The following is a 16,685-nucleotide window of genomic DNA, read 5'->3' as shown; positions in this document are numbered from 1 at the left end:
CGTCATGGCCAAACCTGGATTTCGCCTCGCGTTGTTTGCCACCTTGCTGGCGCTGCTGGTCGTGCTGTTGGGTGCCTACACCCGCCTGACCCACGCCGGCCTGGGTTGCCCGGACTGGCCCGGTTGCTACGGCTTTATCAGCGTGCCCAAGACCGAAGCCCAGTTGGCCCATGCCGAGCTGCATTTTCCCGACACGCCGGTGGAGGCGGACAAAGGCTGGGCCGAAATGACTCATCGCTACTTTGCCGGCACCTTGGGCGTGCTGATCGTGCTGCTGGCGGCGCGTTCGTGGAGCCATCGGCGTGACCCCGGCCAGCCGGTAAAATTGCCGCTGTTCTTGCTGACGGTGGTGTTCGCCCAAGCGGCATTCGGTATGTGGACAGTGACATTGAAGCTGTGGCCGCAGGTGGTCACCGGCCATCTGCTGGGCGGCTTTGCGACCCTGAGCCTGCTGTTCCTGCTGACTCTGCGCTTGTCCGGCGTGTTGCCCGCGTTGATCGTGCCCAAGCGCCTGCAATATTGGGCAACGGCAGGGTTGGTGCTGGTGATAGGGCAGATCGCGCTGGGCGGCTGGGTCAGTTCCAACTATGCGGCGGTGGCCTGTATCGACCTGCCGACGTGCCACGGCCAGTGGTGGCCGGCGGCGGACTTTGCCAATGGTTTTCACCTGACCCAGCACATCGGCCCCAACTACCTGGGCGGGCAGCTCGATAGCGATGCGCGCACGGCCATCCACCTGACCCACCGTATCGGCGCGGTTATCGTCGCGGTGGTGTTATTCGGCCTGGCCTGGCAGTTGCGCGCCGTGGGTATGACCCGGCTGGCGGGCTTGCTGCTGATCGCCCTGGCGGCGCAAATCGGCTTGGGCCTGAGCAATGTGTATTTCCATCTGCCGTTGCCGGTGGCCGTCGCGCATAACGCAGGGGGCGCGGCGTTGTTGCTGACGCTGGTGCTGGTCAATTACCACGCGCGTACCAGCCTGGTCCAGGTGCGCAATCAGTTGCCGTTCGGTTGGCGCTTCATTGCGCGCAAACAGGTGTCGGGCCTCATTACGCTCAAGGGAGAAATGCCATGGCGGCCTTGATCGGCGCACGTCACGATCAGGCGATCTGGCGTGACTACCTGGAGCTGACCAAGCCTAAGGTAGTGGTGCTGATGCTCATCACGTCTCTGGTGGGCATGTTCCTCGCCACCCGAGCGGGCGTGCCATGGACGGTGCTGGTGTTCGGTAACCTGGGCATTGCCCTGTGTGCCGGTGGCGCGGCGGCGGTCAACCATGTGGTGGATCGACGGATCGATGCGGTGATGGCGCGCACCCACAAAAGGCCATTAGCCGAGGGGCGGGTCTCTCCAGTGGCCGCGTTGGCCTTTGCATTGTTTCTGGCGGTTGCGGGCCTGGTTCTGTTGCTGGTGTTTACCAACCCACTGGCGGCGTGGCTGACATTGGCCTCGTTGCTCGGTTACGCGGTGATCTACACCGGTTTTCTCAAGCGTGCGACCCCGCAAAACATTGTTATCGGCGGCCTGGCCGGTGCAGCTCCGCCGCTGCTGGGCTGGGTTGCCGTCACCGGGCACGTCAGCGCCGAACCGCTGTTGCTGGTGTTGATTATCTTCGCCTGGACCCCGCCACACTTCTGGGCCCTGGCCATTCACCGCAAGGAGGAATACGCCAAGGCCGATATCCCGATGCTGCCGGTTACCCACGGCGAGCATTACACCAAGGTGCATATCTTGCTCTATACCTTTGCCTTGCTGGCGGTGAGCTTGATGCCGTATGTGATTCACATGAGCGGCCTGCTGTACCTGGCCTGTGCGCTGGTATTGGGTGGGCGCTTTCTGCAATGGGCCTGGGTGCTGTACCGTGGCAGCAAGCCGCACGCGGCGATCAGCACCTTCAAGTACTCTATCGGGTACCTGTTTTTGCTGTTTATCGCCCTGCTCGTAGACCACTACTTACTGTTGAACCTATGACCCGAACTCAAAAAACCGTGTTTATCCTGGTGGCCATCGTCGCGTTGATCATGGGCCTGACCGTCAATAAAGTGCTTTCGGGCAAGGGTCAGGGCGATCCTACCGCGCTGATCGACGCCGGCATCATCTTGCTGCCCCAGAGTCGCCAGTTGCCGCCGGTGACCATGACCAATCAGGACGGCCAGCCCGTGCTGGTCAACGAATTGAAAGGCAAGTGGAGCCTGCTGTTCTTCGGCTACACCTTCTGCCCGGACATCTGCCCGACGACGCTTGCGCAGCTGCGTCAGATCAAGAGCGAACTGCCCAAGGAGGCGCTGGACAAGCTGCAGGTGATCCTGGTCAGTGTCGACCCGAACCGCGATACGCCGACCCAGCTCAAACAGTACCTGGGCTATTTCGACCCGCAGTTCCAAGGTTTAACCGGCGCAAATGTCGAGGAGGTGCAGAAGGTCTCGAATGCCGTGAGCATTCCGTTCATTCCGGCTGATACCAGCAAGCCGAACTACACCGTCGACCACAGCGGCAACCTGGCGCTGATCGGGCCGGATGGAACGCAGCGTGGGTTTATTCGCGCGCCGTTGAACAACCAGAAGCTGGTGGCGCAGTTGCCGGTTTTGCTACAGCGCAAATGAAGCGGGACGCAGAGCGTCCCGGGCTGCTTTCCCACGCGGAGCGTGGGAACGATCACTAGGTTGGATCAGAACGCCGGCAGAATCGCGCCCTTGTACTTCTCCAGAATGAACGCTTTCACTTCAGGCGTGTGCAGGGCTGCCACCAGCTTCTTCACCGCATCCGAGTCCTTGTTGTCTTCACGGGTCACCAGGATGTTCACGTAAGGCGAGTCGTTGCCTTCGATCACCAGCGCATCCTTGGAAGGGTCCAGCTTGGCTTCCAGGGCGTAGTTGGTGTTGATCAGCGCCAGATCGACCTGGGTCAGCACGCGCGGCAAGGTGGCGGCTTCCAGTTCGCGGAATTTCAGGTGCTTGGGGTTGGCGGTGATGTCCTTGATGGTCGACAGGATGTTGGTCGGGTCCTTCAGGGTGATCAGGTTGTGCTTGGCCAGCAGCAACAGTGCGCGGCCGCCGTTGGTGGCGTCGTTCGGGATCACCACGTTGGCGCCGTCCGGCAGGTCTTCCAGCTTTTTGTACTTGCTGGAGTAGGCGCCCAGGGGCTCCAGGTGCACCGCGCCGACGCTCACCAGGTGAGTGCCCTTGGCCTTGTTGAACTCATCCAGGTACGGCTGGTGCTGGAAGAAGTTGGCATCCAGACGCTTTTCAGCCACTTGTACGTTCGGCTGTACATAGTCGGTGAAGACCTTGACGTTCAGGTCCACGCCTTCCTTGGCCAGGGCCGGCTTCACGAATTCGAGGATCTCTGCGTGTGGCACCGGCGACGCGGCGACCGTGAGGGTCTCGGCAGCATGGGCGGAAAACGCGGCAACGGCGGCGAAAGCAACCAGTAGTTTTTTCATCCAGCAAGCTCCTTGTTCGGGCATGTGTCGGCAGGGCCGGCAATGGCCGTTATTTTCGAGAAAAGTGCACCACCAGCTTGTCGCCGACGGTTTGCAGAATTTGCACCAGGATCAACAGCAGCACCACGGTGACCACCATCACATCGGTCTGAAAACGCTGGTAGCCGAAGCGGATCGCCAGGTCACCCAAACCACCGGCGCCGACCACACCGGCCATGGCGGTGTAGGAAACCAGTGTAATTGCTGTCACCGTAATCGCCGCGAAAATGCCGGGGCGTGCTTCGGGCAGCAACGCGTTGGTGATGATCTGGCGGGTGCTGGCGCCCATGGATTGGGTGGCTTCGATGATGCCGCGGTCCACTTCACGCAAGGCGGTTTCCACCAGGCGTGCGAAGAACGGCGTAGCACCTACCACCAGTGGCGGAATCGCGCCGGCCACACCCAGCGAAGTGCCGGTGATCAGGACCGTGAACGGGATCATCACGATCAGCAGGATGATGAACGGCAACGAGCGCAGGATGTTCACGATCAGCGACAGCAACGCGTACAGGCCCTTCTGTTCAAACAGTTGGCGCGGGCTGCACAGGAACAGCAGCACGCCCAGCGGCAGGCCGAGCAGTACGGTGAAGAACAGCGAGCCGAAGAGCATGGTCATGGTGTCGCCGGTGGCGAGCCAGATTTCGGACCAGTCGATATTGGCGAAGAAACTCAACAGGACTTCCATTAGCGCAGAACCTCCATGTGGACGTCTGCCGCAGTAAAGCGGGCGAAAGCGGCTTCCATGTCCCCGCCGGTAACGGCGAGGGTCAGTTGGCCATAGGGAATATCTTTGATGCGGTCGATACGACCGGCCAGGATGCTGTAGTCCACACCGGTTTCACGAGCGACGGTGCCCAGCAGCGGCGCGTAGGTCGCTTCGCCCTGGAACGTCAGGCGAATGATTCGACCCGGTACATGGGCAAAGTCATCCCGTTGCTCGCTTTCATCGATCTGATCGGCTTCCTGCACGAAACGCTTGGTGGTCGGGTGCTGAGGGTGCAGGAACACTTCGGCGACCGAGCCTTGCTCGACGATCACACCGGCGTCCATCACGGCCACCTGGTCGCAGACGCGGCGGATCACGTCCATTTCATGGGTGATCAGCACGATGGTCAGCTTCAGCTCGCGGTTGATCTCGGCCAGCAGTTGCAGCACCGAAGCGGTGGTCTGTGGGTCGAGGGCACTGGTGGCTTCGTCGCACAGCAGGATTTTCGGTTTGGTCGCCAAGGCACGGGCGATGCCGACGCGTTGCTTCTGGCCGCCGGACAACTGCGCCGGGTACTTCCTGGCGTGGTCCGACAGGCCGACGCGGGCGAGCAGTTCGGCCACGCGCAGGTCGATGTCCTTGCGTGACAATTCGCCGGCCAGGGTCAGCGGCAGCGCCACGTTGTCGGCGACGGTCTTGGAGGCCAGCAGGTTGAAGTGCTGGAAGATCATCCCGACTTGCTGGCGGAAACGACGCAGGCCGTTGGCATCCAGCGCGGTGACTTCTTCACCGTCGACAGTAATTTGGCCGCCGCTGGGTTGCTCCAGGCGGTTGATCAGGCGAAGCAGTGTGCTTTTACCCGCCCCGGAGTGGCCAATCAGGCCGAATACCTGGCCGTTTTCGACGCGCAGGCTGGTGGGGTGCAGGGCGGGGATTTCCTTACCGGCGACGCGGTAGGTTTTATGGACGTTATGAAACTCGATCACGTAGCGAACCTTGTGGGGCGCATGGAAAAGGGAGCAGCGGTTAGCCGGGCGCGCATTTTAGCCTGTCCGTATAGCGTTTCTTAGCATTTATTTCGCATTCAACCAGCGATTTGGCAATAACGCGATCAAAGGTCATAAAAAAGGAACGGTGCATAAAGGGATCAGTCACTACTTAGGCAATTCGAAATCCCCAGGTGCCGTGCCTGGGGGTTGTTCTAGAAGAGCCGGGGATCGCTCTGGCCACTTAAGAAGGAGTTTTTGCCCGATGAGTACTAAAAAGCCAGTCACCCCGCCAAAGAGTGAACTTGCGGGGACCGACACCCTGGACCGTGGCAATACCAACGCCAAGCTGCAAGCGCTGGAGGAGTTTCGCTCCGATGCTACCGGCCAGGCCCTGCGCACCAACCAGGGTGTGAAGATTGCCGACAACCAGAACACCCTGAAAGTTGGCGCCCGTGGCCCCTCGTTGCTGGAAGACTTCATCATGCGTGAAAAGATCACGCATTTTGACCATGAACGCATCCCGGAGCGCATCGTGCATGCCCGGGGTACCGCGGCCCATGGTTATTTCCAGACTTATGAGAACCACTCGGCGCTGAGCAAGGCCGGGTTTTTGCGCAATCCTGAGCATAAAACCCCGGTATTTGTGCGCTTCTCCACTGTGCAAGGCCCTCGGGGTTCGGGCGACACCGTGCGCGATGTGCGCGGCTTCGCCGTGAAGTTCTTTACCGACGAAGGCAACTTCGATTTGGTTGGCAACAACATGCCGGTATTTTTCATACAGGACGCCATCAAGTTTCCTGACTTCGTACACGCGGTGAAGCCTGAGCCGCACAACGAGATTCCTACCGGTGGCTCGGCTCACGATACATTCTGGGATTTCGTTTCGCTGCAGCCGGAGTCGGCGCACATGGTGCTGTGGGCCATGTCCGACCGCGCCATCCCGAAAAGCCTACGCGCCATGCAGGGGTTTGGCGTTCATACTTTCCGCATGATCAACACCGAAGGTCAATCGAGCTTTGTGAAGTTCCACTGGCACCCGAAAGTCGGCACCTGCTCGCTGGTGTGGGACGAGGCGCAAAAGCTTGCCGGTAAAGATACCGATTACCACCGTCGCGACCTGTGGGAAGCGATTGAGAGTGGCGACTACCCGGAATGGGAATTGGGCGTGCAGATCGTAGCCGAAGAGGACGAGCACAAGTTTGACTTCGACCTGCTCGACCCGACCAAGATCATCCCCGAAGAACTGGTGCCGGTGACGCCGCTGGGCAAGATGGTGCTCAACCGCAACCCGGACAACTTCTTTGCCGAAGTCGAGCAGGTCGCCTTTTGCCCAGGCCATATCGTGCCGGGTATCGACTTCACCAATGATCCGTTGCTGCAAGGCCGTCTGTTTTCTTACACGGATACTCAGATCAGCCGACTCGGTGGCCCGAACTTTCATGAGTTGCCGATCAATCGCCCGGTCGTGCCTTTCCACAACGGCCAGCGTGATGCTCAGCACCGTACGGTGATCGACAAAGGCCGTGCCGCGTATGAACCGAATTCGATCGACGGAGGGTGGCCGAAAGAAACGCCTCCGGCTGCCGAGAATGGTGGTTTCGAAAGCTATTACGAGCGCGTCGACGCCAACAAGGTACGTGAGCGCAGCGAGTCGTTTGGTGACCACTTCTCGCAAGCCACGCTGTTTTTCAACAGCATGAGCCATCACGAGAAAGAGCACATCATCGCGGCCTACAGCTTCGAGTTGGGCAAGGTGGAGCGCGAGTTTATCCGCGCTCGCCAGGTGAATGAGATCCTGGCCAATATCGACCTGGAACTGGCCAAGCGCGTTGCACAGAACCTGGGCTTGCCGGCGCCGACCAAAGGTACGGTGCCACCACGTAAGGCGTCGTTGAAGGTATCGCCGGCCTTGAGCCAGGTGAACCTGCTGTCGGGCGATATCAAGACGCGCAAAGTCGCGATTCTGGCGGCTAACGGTGTGGATGGTGCGGCGATTGCGGCGTTGAAGGCAGCGCTGGAAGCCGAAGGTGCGCACGCCAAGTTGCTGGGGCCGACTTCAGCACCGGTGAAGACCGCTGATGGCAAGAGCCTGGCGGTAGATGCGTCGATGGAAGGCATGCCGTCCATTGCGTTTGATGCGGTGTTTGTACCGGGCGGTAAGGAGTCGATCAAGGCGCTGAGCGGGGATGGCGTGGCGTTGCACTACCTGTTGGAAGCGTACAAGCACCTGAAGGCGATTGCCGTTGCCGGTGATGCCAAACCCTTGCTGGAGCTGCTCAAGCTTGAGGTGGACGCGGGATTGATCGTGGGAGCGGATGCAAAAGCATTCAAGGCGTTTTTTGCCGCGATTGCCCAGCATCGGGTGTGGGAGCGTGAGCCGAAGGCCAAGGCTATTCCGGCTTAAGTGATCGCAGAACGCTATCGGGAGCAAGCCCCCTCCCACACTTGAATGATGAAGTTGTTCAAGTGTGGGAGGGGGCTTGCTCCCGATGCTTTTACTGGGTTTTGCGCGGAATCAGCACAACCTGCGCCGGGATCTTTTTCAGAATCTGCCGGTGGATCTTCAGGTCATATCCCGAATCAATTCGCTTCACCCGTTTGCTCAGCAAGGTGGACAGCCATGGGTAGTCCTGGGTGCGCGGCACTTGAATGCTCACGTCGCACTGGTAATTCACCACGTCGGTGGCAATCGCATCCAGTTGATGGCGAAGTTCTTCTATGTCGGTGAGGTTCAGCGCCACGGTCGTGCTTTCGGCTGCCGGGTCGATGACTTTGGCGACAGGCTTGGTTTCGGCGGCTTTCAACGCCGCTTCGGCTTTATCCAGCTCGGCTTTGCGGGCGTGGCTGATGGCGTTGTTGACGCCGCCGGTCAGCGCGGGCGCCTTTGGCATCAATGCGCGTGCACGGCTCAGCGCCGTGGCGGCGGCGTTGACGTCACCCTTTTGCAAGACGATCTGGCTGCGTTGCAGGTAGGCTTCGGCCAACTGGCGTTGGTAAGTTTCCAGGGCCGGGTCGTCAGGCGACTGGGCCTGCAATGCGGCGAGTTGATCTTCAGCGGTGGCCAGCTCGCTACTGGCCAGGTTTTGCTCCAGTTGCGCGATGGCCGCGGCACGCGCATCCGGGGCTGCGGGAGCGGCCGGCGGTGTGCTTTGGCAGGCGCCCAGCAGCAGGGAAATTGCGGCAAGGAGCAGATAACGTGCGTTGAACGGCTTCATTCCTGCGACTCTCTAATTGCGCAAAAAGCGAGCAAGTCTACACCCCTCGACGGGGCAGGACAAAACTCAGCAGAAACAGGGCGGCCGCCGTTACCACAATCGACGGTCCTGCGGGCGTGTCCTTGAACCAGGACAGCGCCAGGCCCCCGCACACTGCCAGCATCCCCAGCAGGCTGGCGCCGATGGCCATCTGCTCGGGGGAGCGGGCATGGCGCTGGGCGGCTGCGGCGGGAATGATCAGCAGCGACGTGATCAACAATACGCCGACTATCTTCATCGCAACAGCAATCACCACCGCGATCAACAGCATCAGGGCCATGCGCAGGGCCGGCACGGGCAAGCCTTCCACCGTGGCCAGTTCTTCATGCACCGTGATTGCCAGCAACGGGCGCCACAGGGTTACCAGCAAAACCAGTACGGCGGCGCTGCCGCCGAGTATCCAGGCAAGGTCGCCGGGGCTGATTGCCAGCAGATCGCCAAACAGGTAGGCCATCAGGTCGATTCGTACTTCGTGCATGAAGCTCAGTACCACCAGGCCCAGGGATAGGGTGCTTGGCGCCAGGATGCCCAGTAGCGTGTCGGAGGCCAGCGGCTGGCGTTGTTGCAGCATCACCAGCAGGACCGCCAGCAGCAGGCAGCCCACGGTGACGGCGAGGGTCGGGCTCACATCCAGCAAAAAGCCCAAGGCGACGCCCAGCAGGGCGGCGTGGGACAGGGTGTCGCCGAAATAGGCCATGCGCCGCCAGACCACGAACGAGCCCAATGGGCCCGCCACCAATGCCAAAGCCAAGCCTGCCAGCAGGGCGTAGAGCAGAAAATCAGCCATGCTTGCAGCTATCTCCATGAACGTGGGTATGAGGTTTGGCCGGATCAGTCACGACGGCGCCATGCAAATCATGGGCATGATCGTGATGGTGGTGGTAGATCGCCAGGCTCTGCGCGTTCTTGCCGAACAACTCGACGAAGGCCGGGTCACCGCTGACCTGTTCCGGGTGGCCGGAGCAGCACACATGGCGGTTGAGGCACACCACTTGGTCGGTGGTGCTCATCACCAGGTGCAGGTCGTGGGAGACCATCAGCACGCCGCAGCCATGGCGGTCGCGCAGGCGGGTGATCAGGCTGTACAGCTCGGCCTGGCCTGCGACGTCGACGCCTTGTACAGGTTCGTCCAGTACCAGCAGTTCGGGCTCGCGCAACAGGGCGCGGGCCAGCAAGACGCGCTGCATTTCGCCGCCGGAGATGCTTTGCACCGGGCTGTCGATGACCTGCTCGGCGCCGACCTCCTTGAGCGCGGCCAGCGCGCGGGTACGGTCGACACCGGGCACCAGGCGCAGAAAGCGCAGTACCGACAGGGGCAGCGTCGGATCGACGTGCAGCTTCTGCGGCATGTAGCCGACACGCAGCTTGGGTTTGCGCCATACACGGCCGCTGTCGGGCTTGAGCAAACCGAGCACGGCACGCACCAGGGTGGTCTTGCCCGCGCCATTGGGGCCGATCAGCGTGACGATCTGCCCGGGCTCGACGCTCAGCGGGATGTTATCCAGTACGTTTTGCCCGGCGAACGTGACCGTGACCTGTTCAAGGCGGATTAACGCGTTGCTCATCAAGCCCCCTGGCAACCCGAGCAGAGCCCGACCACTTCGACCGTTTGCCCTTCAACCTTGAAGCCGACGTCGGCGGAGCTCTGGATGATGGCATCGCTGATGCTTTTCTGTTCAAGCTCGATGGCGGCGTGGCACTCCCGGCAGATCAGGAACTGGCCTTGATGCGCGTGCTCCGGATGGCTGCAGCCGACAAAGGCGTTGAGGGAGGCGATGCGATGCACCAAGCCGTTTTCCAGCAGGAAGTCCAGCGCGCGGTATACGGTCGGCGGCGCGGCGCGGCGGCCGTCCTGCTCGCTGAGCACGCCAAGAATGTCGTAGGCGCCCAGCGGCTTGTGGCTTTGCCACACCAGTTCCAGTACCCGACGGCGCAATGCGGTCAGGCGCAGGCCCTTCTGCGTACACAGGGTGTCGGCTTCCGACAGCGCGGTATGCACGCAGTGGGAGTGGTCGTGGGGACGGCTGGCAAGCGGTGTTTTAGGCATGAGCGGCGACAGACATTTGATAGAGACGTTATTATGTTACCCGTTCCTACGCCATCGAGTGGTCATCGTGTTCCGACTTTTTCCCGTTTTTGTCGTATTTGTCACCAGTTTGTTCGTTACCGCAGCCGCTCAGGCTGAGGTCAAGGTGTTGACCAGCATCAAGCCGTTGCAGCTGATTGCCGCTGCCGTGCAGGATGGCGTGGCGATCCCGAAGGTCTTGTTGCCACCTGGCGCGTCGCCGCATAACTATGCCTTGCGCCCATCCGACGTACGGCGCGTGCAGTCGGTGGACCTGCTGTATTGGATCGGCCCGGACATGGAGAGCTTCCTGCCGCGTGTGCTCAAGGGGCGTAGCCTGCCGACCGTCGCGGTACAGGATCTTCCAGGCATGAAGCTGCGTCGTTTCGCCGAAGATAGCCACTCCCACGCTGACGAAGCCGACGAACATGACCACGATCATCGCCCGGGCAGCCTGGATGCGCACCTGTGGCTATCGACGGTCAACGCGCGCGTGATCGCGGCACGCATGGCTGCTGATCTCAGCGCTGCCGACCCGGCCAATGCCGCGCGTTATCAGAGTAACGTGAAGGCTTTCGATGAGCGTCTGGATGCGTTGGACGCACGGTTGAAGGCTCGCCTGGCGACCATCGGCGACAAACCCTACTTCGTGTTCCATGAGGCCTTTGATTACTTCGAAGACGCCTATGGGCTCAAGCACACCGGTGTGTTCAGCGTGGCTGCCGAAGTGCAGCCGGGTGCCCAGCACGTCGCGGCGATGCGCACGCGCCTGCAGGAAGTGGGCAAGACATGTGTGTTCAGTGAGCCGCCATTGCGTCCGCGTTTGGCTGAGACGCTGGTGGCCGGCCTGCCGGTGAAGTTGGCGGAGCTGGATGCATTGGGCGGCTACACACCGGCCACGGCTCAAGGGTACGAGCAGGTGCTGGAGAAGCTGGGTAACGATTTGGCCGGGTGCTTGGAGTCGCTCTGACGGTTAACGCATGTGGGAGCTGGCTTGCTCCCACATTTTTTGACCGAGTGGGTCTTTTAAAGGGCGAACGGCAGTTGGATCGTAACCTGCTGGCGCTGCGCCAAGCGGTGCTCGAACTCGGCGGGGTCGTGAATCAGCACATCCTGCCCGGCAAACGACTCAGCGGCGATCAGCCGTGACAGCCAGAACCGCACACAAGCCACCCGTAACATCGTCGGCCACAATTCGGCCTCCTTCGCCGTGAACGGCCGCAGGCTCGCGTAGGCGCCCAGCAGTGCGCGGGCACGCGGCCCATCAATCACGCCTTGCGCATCCGAGCACCAGTCATTCAGGGCGATTGCCACGTCGTACAGCATCGGGCCGGAGCAGGCGTTGTAGAAGTCGATCAATCCTGTGAGATGCGTGCCTTCAAACATCGCATTGTCGCGGAACAGGTCGGCATGCACGTTGGCGCGTGGCAAGGCCAGGATCTCGGCCTTGTGGGCGTCGATCTCGGTCAATGCCGCTTGCAGTAAACGTTGCTGCGCTTCGTTCAAGTGCGAAATCAGCTGTGCCCCTTCACTGAGCATCCAGTCCAGCCCGCGATCGGTCTTGCGTTCCAGCACCTTCTCGCCTTGGGTGGCCAGGTGCAGGTGGCCCAGCAAGTCACCGACCTGGGCGCAATGCTGGGCGTTGGCGTCCTTGATGTGCTTGCCGGCCAGGCGCGGTTGCAGCAGCGCCGGTTTGCCGGCCAGCGTGCGCAGGGCGACGCCGTCGGTGGTGCGCAGGGCATAAGGCACTGGCAGGTCAGCGTCGTGGAGCACGTCGAGCAACTCGATGAAGAACGGCATCTCCGCGACGGGGCCGCGCTCAACCAGGGTCAGGACGAATTCGCCCTGTTCCAGGCTGATAAAGAAATTGGTGTTTTCGCTGCCAGCGGCAATCCCCTGGAAATCAAGCAGGCGGCCGAGCCCATAAGGGGCGAGAAAGGTTTCCAGCTCGGGCCGAGCCAGGGGGGTAAACACAGACATGGTTAAAACTGCCAGTACGGGCGCCGCGATGTGCGGCGCCAATTGAAGTTAAGAAATCATTTCCATTCGAAGATCTTCCATGACGGGATCAGCATATCCGGCTGGTCAGAGCGGATGAAGTTCGCGTCGGTTCCGTCCGCGCGCACCAGGAAATACGGTGGGGCACCCTTTACAGTGACCTTGATTGCGTACAGGAAACCGTTTTGGCGGTACTCCTGGATGGTTCTGTCGCCTTCCGTGCGAATGGTAACTTCCGGATCGCCCGAAGGGGCGCTGTCTGCCGCCATGGCAGCCATCGGAGCGAGTGCAATCAAGCCAGTGAGGAGCAGGCGATTGAATGTACGCATGATAACCTTGTCCCTTTGTCGTCATTGGTCCGGCTATTCTAGCGCCTGACCCGCCGAAAAGGTTGATCCTGCTCATGAGCCAAGCCCCCCTCGTCCTGGTGGACGGTTCTTCTTATCTGTATCGCGCGTTCCACGCGCTGCCACCGCTCACCACTTCCAAAGGCCTGCCGACCGGTGCGGTCAAGGGCGTGTTGAACATGCTCAAAAGCCTGCGCAAGCAGTACCCGGACAGCCCTTTCGCCGTGGTGTTTGACGCCAAGGGTGGGACTTTTCGCGATGACATGTACGCCGAATACAAGGCCAATCGCCCGAGCATGCCCGATGACATGCGCCTGCAGATCGAGCCGCTGCACCAGAGCGTGATTGCCCTGGGCTTCCCGCTGTTGTGCGTCGAAGGCGTCGAGGCCGATGACGTGATCGGCACCCTGGCCCGCAGTAGCGCTGCGGCCAACCGACCGGTGGTGATTTCCACGGGTGACAAAGACATGGCGCAGCTGGTCGATGGGCACATTACCTTGGTCAATACCATGACCGGTAGTTCGATGGACATCGAAGGCGTAAAGGAGAAATTTGGCGTCGCTCCGGAGCAGATCATCGACTATCTGGCGTTGATGGGGGATTCGTCTGACAACATTCCGGGCGTTCCGGGTATTGGTCCGAAGACCGCTTCCGGCTTGCTGGTGGGCGTGAATGGTGGGATCAAAGAGCTGTATGAGCAGTTGGATATCGTGCCGACCCTGCCGATCCGTGGGGCCAAGACCCTGCCGGCCAAGTTGGAAGAGCATAAGGAGATGGCATTCCTTTCTTACCAACTGGCGACGATCAAATGTGATGTGCCGCTGCACGTCGGCCTGGAAGACCTGCACCTGATCGAACCGGATCGTGAAAAGCTGCTGGAGCTGTACACGCTGCTGGAGTTCAAGAGCTGGTTTGACGAGATCCAGCGTGATGCCAAGCGCGTGGAACTCAACACGGCGCCCGTTGCTGAAGCCGTTGTGGAGGCGGTGGTGGTTGCGCCTGTCGAGGCGCGTTACACCACAATCCTTGACCAGGCGACCTTCGATACCTGGCTGCAGAAGCTCAATGACGCGAAGTTGTTCGCGTTCGATACCGAAACCACCGGCATCGACGCCCAGCAGGCGCAGCTGGTCGGGGTTTCATTCGCGGTGCAGCCCCATGAAGCCGCGTACATTCCGTTGACGCATTCCTACATCGGCGCGCCGCCGCAGCTGGATCGCGACAGCGTGTTGCTCGCGTTGAAACCATTGCTGGAGGATCCGACCAAGCTAAAGGTCGGCCAGCACGCCAAGTTCGACATGAACATCCTGGCCAACTGCGCCATCGGTGGCGACCCGGCGCGGGGCATTACCGTGCGTGGTATCGCCTTCGACACCATGCTCGAATCCTATGTGCTCAACTCCACGGCAACCCGGCACGACATGGACAGCCTGGCCAAGAAGTACCTGGACTACGACACCGTCAGTTTCCAGGACATCGCCGGCAAGGGCGCCAAGCAGCTGACATTCGACCAGATCCCGCTTGAACAAGCCGGTCCTTACGCGGCGGAAGATGCCGATGTGACCTTGCGTCTGCATCAGGCGCTGCATGCGCAACTGGCGGCCATTCCAAGCCTGGCCGGCGTACTGACCGACATCGAGATTCCACTGGTGCCGGTGTTGGCGCGGATCGAGCGTCAGGGGGCCTTGGTGGATAAGGATCTGCTGGGCGTTCAGAGCATCGAGCTGGGCAACAAGATGGTTGAGCTGGAGCGTCAGGCGTTCGAGATCGCCGGTGAGGCGTTCAATCTGGGCTCGCCCAAGCAGCTAGGGGCGATTCTCTACGAGAAACTGGGCCTGCCGGTATTGAAGAAGACCGGCAAAGGCCAGGCGTCGACTGCTGAAGAAGTACTGGCCAAGCTGGCCGAAGATGACTTCCTGTTGCCCAAGGTGCTGATGCAGTACCGCAGCATGAGCAAGCTCAAAAGCACCTATACCGACCGGCTGCCGGAGCAGATCAACCCACGCACCGGGCGCATTCACACGTCTTATCACCAGGCGGTGGCGGCAACCGGGCGTTTGTCTTCCAGCGATCCGAACCTGCAGAACATACCGGTGCGCACCGCCGAAGGGCGGCGGATTCGCCAGGCATTCGTCGCGCCCAAGGGCTACAAACTGCTGGCGGCGGATTATTCCCAGATCGAATTGCGGATCATGGCGCACTTGTCCAAGGACGAGGGCCTGATGAATGCCTTCCGCAACAACCTGGACGTGCATACGGCGACGGCCGCCGAGGTGTTCAAGGTCGAGTTGGCCGAGGTCACGTCCGACCAGCGTCGCAGTGCCAAGGCGATCAACTTTGGCCTGATCTACGGGATGGGGGCGCAGAAGCTCGGCAAGGATATTGGAGTCGATACCAAGACCGCCAAGGCCTACATCGATGTGTACTTCGCACGTTACCCGGGCGTTCGCGAATATATGGAGCGCACCCGCGCCCAGGCTGCCGACCAGGGCTATGTAGAAACCTTCTTCGGGCGTCGGCTGTATTTGCCCGACATCAACTCCAATAAACCCCAGGACCGCGCAGCCGCCGAGCGCACGGCGATCAACGCGCCGATGCAAGGCACCGCGGCGGACATCATCAAGAAAGCCATGGTGCGGGTGGATGACTGGCTGACGGAGTCGGGTCTGGATGCCAAGGTTATCCTCCAGGTGCACGACGAACTGGTGCTTGAGGTGCGTGAAGACCTGGTGGCGCAAGTCAGCGAAAAGATCCGCGAACACATGAGTGCGGCGGCGCAATTGGATGTGCCGTTGGTGGTGGATGTGGGAGTGGGCAATAACTGGGACGAGGCGCACTGATTTGGCGGCTCTGCCATCACCAACCGTGATGGCAGGGCGCTTTAGATCAGAAATCGATACTGGTTATTTCCAATAGTTTTTTGGATCTGCCGGAACTTAACCCGTGAACTGCCACTCAGAGTTACTGAATGGGTGGTGAAGCCCTTCAATGCTCCTATGTTGTGTTAAGTGTTGGCAGATATCTGGACCCCGCCCTAGCGGTCCGGAACTTGAACCCCGAACTTCCCCTCCCCATACGAAGTCCGGGGTTTTTTTTGCCCGCAGAAAAGCTATTCCGCGATTTCAGCACCCTTGTCCGCCAATTCCATCCAGCCGGCCAGCACGGTGTAAGCCTCTTCCAGGCCCATGCGCTTGGGTGCCGAGAACAGTTGGATGGTGATCGCATCACCCCAACCTTTGCGGATTTCCGATTGGACCTTGAGCAGCGTGTTCTTGGCTGCGCCGTAGGTCAGCTTGTCGGCCTTGGTCAGCAGGATATGCATCGGCATGCCGCTGGCTACGGCCCAGTCGAGCATCAACAAGTCGAAGTCGGTCATTGGATGACGGATGTCCATCATCAGGATCAGGCCCTTCAAACTCTCGCGGCCACCCAGGTAAGCCTCCAGGTGACGCTGCCAGTGCAGCTTCAGCGGGATAGGTACTTTTGCGTAACCGTAGCCCGGCAGGTCGACCAGACGCCGATCATCGTCTAGCTTGAAGAAATTGAGCAGCTGCGTGCGGCCCGGGGTTTTCGAGGTGCGCGCCAGGCTGGCATGGGTCAGGGTGTTCAGTGCGCTGGATTTACCGGCGTTGGAGCGACCGGCAAAGGCGACTTCAAAACCTTCGTCATCGGGGCATTGGTCAACTTTGGCGGCGCTGAGCATGAACGTGGACTGTTGGCACAGACCGAGGATGGGATTCTTGAGTTGCATGAGATTTCCGATGTGGGCGGTGCCGAGAAAGGGTGCGGCAAGCGGTGTCGTTTCCGTTTCAGTAGCGCCAGTATATAATGCCGCAGATTTTGTG

16 protein-coding genes are annotated in these 16,685 nt (G+C 60.6%); 6 read left to right on the top strand and 10 right to left on the bottom strand.

The features are described 5' to 3' along the window. Positions 1 to 4: 4 nt before the first annotated feature. Genes ACQRBT_RS08860 through ACQRBT_RS08850 form a run of 3 tightly spaced genes read left to right on the top strand, consistent with a single transcriptional unit; the run spans position 5 to position 2,603 of the window. Positions 5 to 1,084, top strand: coding sequence for a COX15/CtaA family protein (locus tag ACQRBT_RS08860; protein WP_198761118.1), 1,080 nt, complete (start codon positions 5 to 7; stop codon positions 1,082 to 1,084). Further along, the gene (cyoE, locus tag ACQRBT_RS08855; protein ID WP_090367725.1) at positions 1,072 to 1,971 is read left to right on the top strand and encodes a heme o synthase; all 900 of its coding nucleotides are present in this window, start codon (positions 1,072 to 1,074) and stop codon (positions 1,969 to 1,971) included. The genes ACQRBT_RS08860 and cyoE overlap by 13 nt, the downstream gene beginning before the upstream one ends. Beyond that, positions 1,968 to 2,603, top strand: a complete 636-nt coding sequence (locus ACQRBT_RS08850) for an SCO family protein (protein WP_090367723.1) — start codon at positions 1,968 to 1,970, stop codon at positions 2,601 to 2,603. The genes cyoE and ACQRBT_RS08850 overlap by 4 nt, the downstream gene beginning before the upstream one ends. A gap of 65 nt (positions 2,604 to 2,668) precedes the next feature. On the opposite strand, the gene ACQRBT_RS08845 is transcribed toward ACQRBT_RS08850, so the two are convergent. From ACQRBT_RS08845 to ACQRBT_RS08835, 3 genes are read right to left on the bottom strand one after another with little or no spacing between them, the layout of a single operon-like run. Continuing rightward, positions 2,669 to 3,442, bottom strand: coding sequence for a MetQ/NlpA family ABC transporter substrate-binding protein (locus ACQRBT_RS08845; protein WP_412047614.1), 774 nt, complete (start codon positions 3,440 to 3,442; stop codon positions 2,669 to 2,671). A 49-nt stretch (positions 3,443 to 3,491) separates the two neighbouring features. Then, positions 3,492 to 4,166 carry a methionine ABC transporter permease gene (locus tag ACQRBT_RS08840; RefSeq protein ID WP_060756501.1) on the bottom strand — a complete coding sequence of 225 codons (675 nt, stop codon included), beginning with the start codon at positions 4,164 to 4,166 and terminating at the stop codon, positions 3,492 to 3,494. After that, entirely contained in the window at positions 4,166 to 5,173 is a 1,008-nt protein-coding gene (locus ACQRBT_RS08835; protein ID WP_161548500.1) for a methionine ABC transporter ATP-binding protein, read from the bottom strand. Before ACQRBT_RS08835 ends, ACQRBT_RS08840 begins: the two co-directional genes overlap by 1 nt. A gap of 265 nt (positions 5,174 to 5,438) precedes the next feature. Between ACQRBT_RS08835 and katE the strand changes: the two genes are divergently transcribed. Next, on the top strand, positions 5,439 to 7,580 hold the full coding sequence (gene katE, locus ACQRBT_RS08830; RefSeq protein ID WP_104995109.1) for a catalase HPII: 2,142 nt from the start codon (positions 5,439 to 5,441) through the stop codon (positions 7,578 to 7,580). A 91-nt stretch (positions 7,581 to 7,671) separates the two neighbouring features. Here katE and ACQRBT_RS08825 read toward each other — a convergent pair whose 3' ends face one another. The 4 genes from ACQRBT_RS08825 to ACQRBT_RS08810 are packed head-to-tail and all read right to left on the bottom strand — an operon-like array spanning position 7,672 to position 10,477. Continuing rightward, positions 7,672 to 8,391, bottom strand: a complete 720-nt coding sequence (locus ACQRBT_RS08825) for a PA5502 family lipoprotein (protein ID WP_412047615.1) — start codon at positions 8,389 to 8,391, stop codon at positions 7,672 to 7,674. A gap of 37 nt (positions 8,392 to 8,428) precedes the next feature. Then, a complete protein-coding gene (gene znuB / locus ACQRBT_RS08820; RefSeq protein ID WP_412047616.1) occupies positions 8,429 to 9,217 on the bottom strand; it encodes a zinc ABC transporter permease subunit ZnuB in 789 nt (262 codons plus the stop codon). Further along, positions 9,210 to 9,995 (bottom strand): zinc ABC transporter ATP-binding protein ZnuC, encoded by a 786-nt coding sequence (gene znuC / locus ACQRBT_RS08815; RefSeq protein WP_161548498.1) that lies wholly within the window; start codon positions 9,993 to 9,995, stop codon positions 9,210 to 9,212. Before znuC ends, znuB begins: the two co-directional genes overlap by 8 nt. After that, entirely contained in the window at positions 9,995 to 10,477 is a 483-nt protein-coding gene (locus tag ACQRBT_RS08810) for a Fur family transcriptional regulator (protein WP_060756495.1), read from the bottom strand. Before ACQRBT_RS08810 ends, znuC begins: the two co-directional genes overlap by 1 nt. 58 nt (positions 10,478 to 10,535) lie before the next feature. Here ACQRBT_RS08810 and ACQRBT_RS08805 point away from each other — a divergent pair, with 58 nt between their 5' ends. Then, positions 10,536 to 11,465, top strand: a complete 930-nt coding sequence (locus tag ACQRBT_RS08805) for a zinc ABC transporter substrate-binding protein (protein WP_412047621.1) — start codon at positions 10,536 to 10,538, stop codon at positions 11,463 to 11,465. Between the two features lie 56 nt (positions 11,466 to 11,521). Here the strand turns inward: ACQRBT_RS08805 and ACQRBT_RS08800 are convergent, their stop codons facing one another. Then, positions 11,522 to 12,475 carry a homoserine kinase gene (locus tag ACQRBT_RS08800; RefSeq protein WP_060756493.1) on the bottom strand — a complete coding sequence of 318 codons (954 nt, stop codon included), beginning with the start codon at positions 12,473 to 12,475 and terminating at the stop codon, positions 11,522 to 11,524. 56 nt (positions 12,476 to 12,531) lie between these two features. Continuing rightward, complete coding sequence (locus ACQRBT_RS08795; RefSeq protein WP_060756492.1) at positions 12,532 to 12,822, bottom strand: DUF2782 domain-containing protein; 291 nt, start codon at positions 12,820 to 12,822, stop codon at positions 12,532 to 12,534. Positions 12,823 to 12,896: 74 nt separating this feature from the next. On the opposite strand from ACQRBT_RS08795, the gene polA reads away from it, so the two are divergent. Continuing rightward, complete coding sequence (polA, locus tag ACQRBT_RS08790; RefSeq protein ID WP_412047617.1) at positions 12,897 to 15,680, top strand: DNA polymerase I; 2,784 nt, start codon at positions 12,897 to 12,899, stop codon at positions 15,678 to 15,680. A gap of 269 nt (positions 15,681 to 15,949) precedes the next feature. Here the strand turns inward: polA and yihA are convergent, their stop codons facing one another. Beyond that, the gene (gene yihA, locus ACQRBT_RS08785; RefSeq protein ID WP_025854318.1) at positions 15,950 to 16,591 is read right to left on the bottom strand and encodes a ribosome biogenesis GTP-binding protein YihA/YsxC; all 642 of its coding nucleotides are present in this window, start codon (positions 16,589 to 16,591) and stop codon (positions 15,950 to 15,952) included. Positions 16,592 to 16,685 lie beyond the last annotated feature (94 nt).

Source organism: Pseudomonas sp. R19M (assembly GCF_050312585.1).
Lineage (GTDB): Bacteria > Pseudomonadota > Gammaproteobacteria > Pseudomonadales > Pseudomonadaceae > Aquipseudomonas > Aquipseudomonas palleroniana.
The sequence above is the reverse complement of the archived record's forward strand: the minus strand, read 5'-3'. Positions and strand labels throughout refer to the sequence as shown.

What these genes read in the sequence shown, in the direction of transcription:
- katE (WP_104995109.1), top strand. Translation starts at nt 5,439, where the DNA reads ATGAGTACTAAAAAGCCAGTCACCCCGCCAAAGAGTGAACTTGCGGGG.
- polA (WP_412047617.1), top strand. Translation starts at nt 12,897, where the DNA reads ATGAGCCAAGCCCCCCTCGTCCTGGTGGACGGTTCTTCTTATCTGTAT.
- znuB (WP_412047616.1), bottom strand. Translation starts at nt 9,217, where the DNA reads ATGGCTGATTTTCTGCTCTACGCCCTGCTGGCAGGCTTGGCTTTGGCA.
- cyoE (WP_090367725.1), top strand. Translation starts at nt 1,072, where the DNA reads ATGGCGGCCTTGATCGGCGCACGTCACGATCAGGCGATCTGGCGTGAC.
- ACQRBT_RS08795 (WP_060756492.1), bottom strand. Translation starts at nt 12,822, where the DNA reads ATGCGTACATTCAATCGCCTGCTCCTCACTGGCTTGATTGCACTCGCT.
- znuC (WP_161548498.1), bottom strand. Translation starts at nt 9,995, where the DNA reads ATGAGCAACGCGTTAATCCGCCTTGAACAGGTCACGGTCACGTTCGCC.
- ACQRBT_RS08860 (WP_198761118.1), top strand. Translation starts at nt 5, where the DNA reads ATGGCCAAACCTGGATTTCGCCTCGCGTTGTTTGCCACCTTGCTGGCG.
- ACQRBT_RS08845 (WP_412047614.1), bottom strand. Translation starts at nt 3,442, where the DNA reads ATGAAAAAACTACTGGTTGCTTTCGCCGCCGTTGCCGCGTTTTCCGCC.
- ACQRBT_RS08800 (WP_060756493.1), bottom strand. Translation starts at nt 12,475, where the DNA reads ATGTCTGTGTTTACCCCCCTGGCTCGGCCCGAGCTGGAAACCTTTCTC.
- ACQRBT_RS08850 (WP_090367723.1), top strand. Translation starts at nt 1,968, where the DNA reads ATGACCCGAACTCAAAAAACCGTGTTTATCCTGGTGGCCATCGTCGCG.
- ACQRBT_RS08825 (WP_412047615.1), bottom strand. Translation starts at nt 8,391, where the DNA reads ATGAAGCCGTTCAACGCACGTTATCTGCTCCTTGCCGCAATTTCCCTG.
- ACQRBT_RS08810 (WP_060756495.1), bottom strand. Translation starts at nt 10,477, where the DNA reads ATGCCTAAAACACCGCTTGCCAGCCGTCCCCACGACCACTCCCACTGC.
- ACQRBT_RS08840 (WP_060756501.1), bottom strand. Translation starts at nt 4,166, where the DNA reads ATGGAAGTCCTGTTGAGTTTCTTCGCCAATATCGACTGGTCCGAAATC.
- yihA (WP_025854318.1), bottom strand. Translation starts at nt 16,591, where the DNA reads ATGCAACTCAAGAATCCCATCCTCGGTCTGTGCCAACAGTCCACGTTC.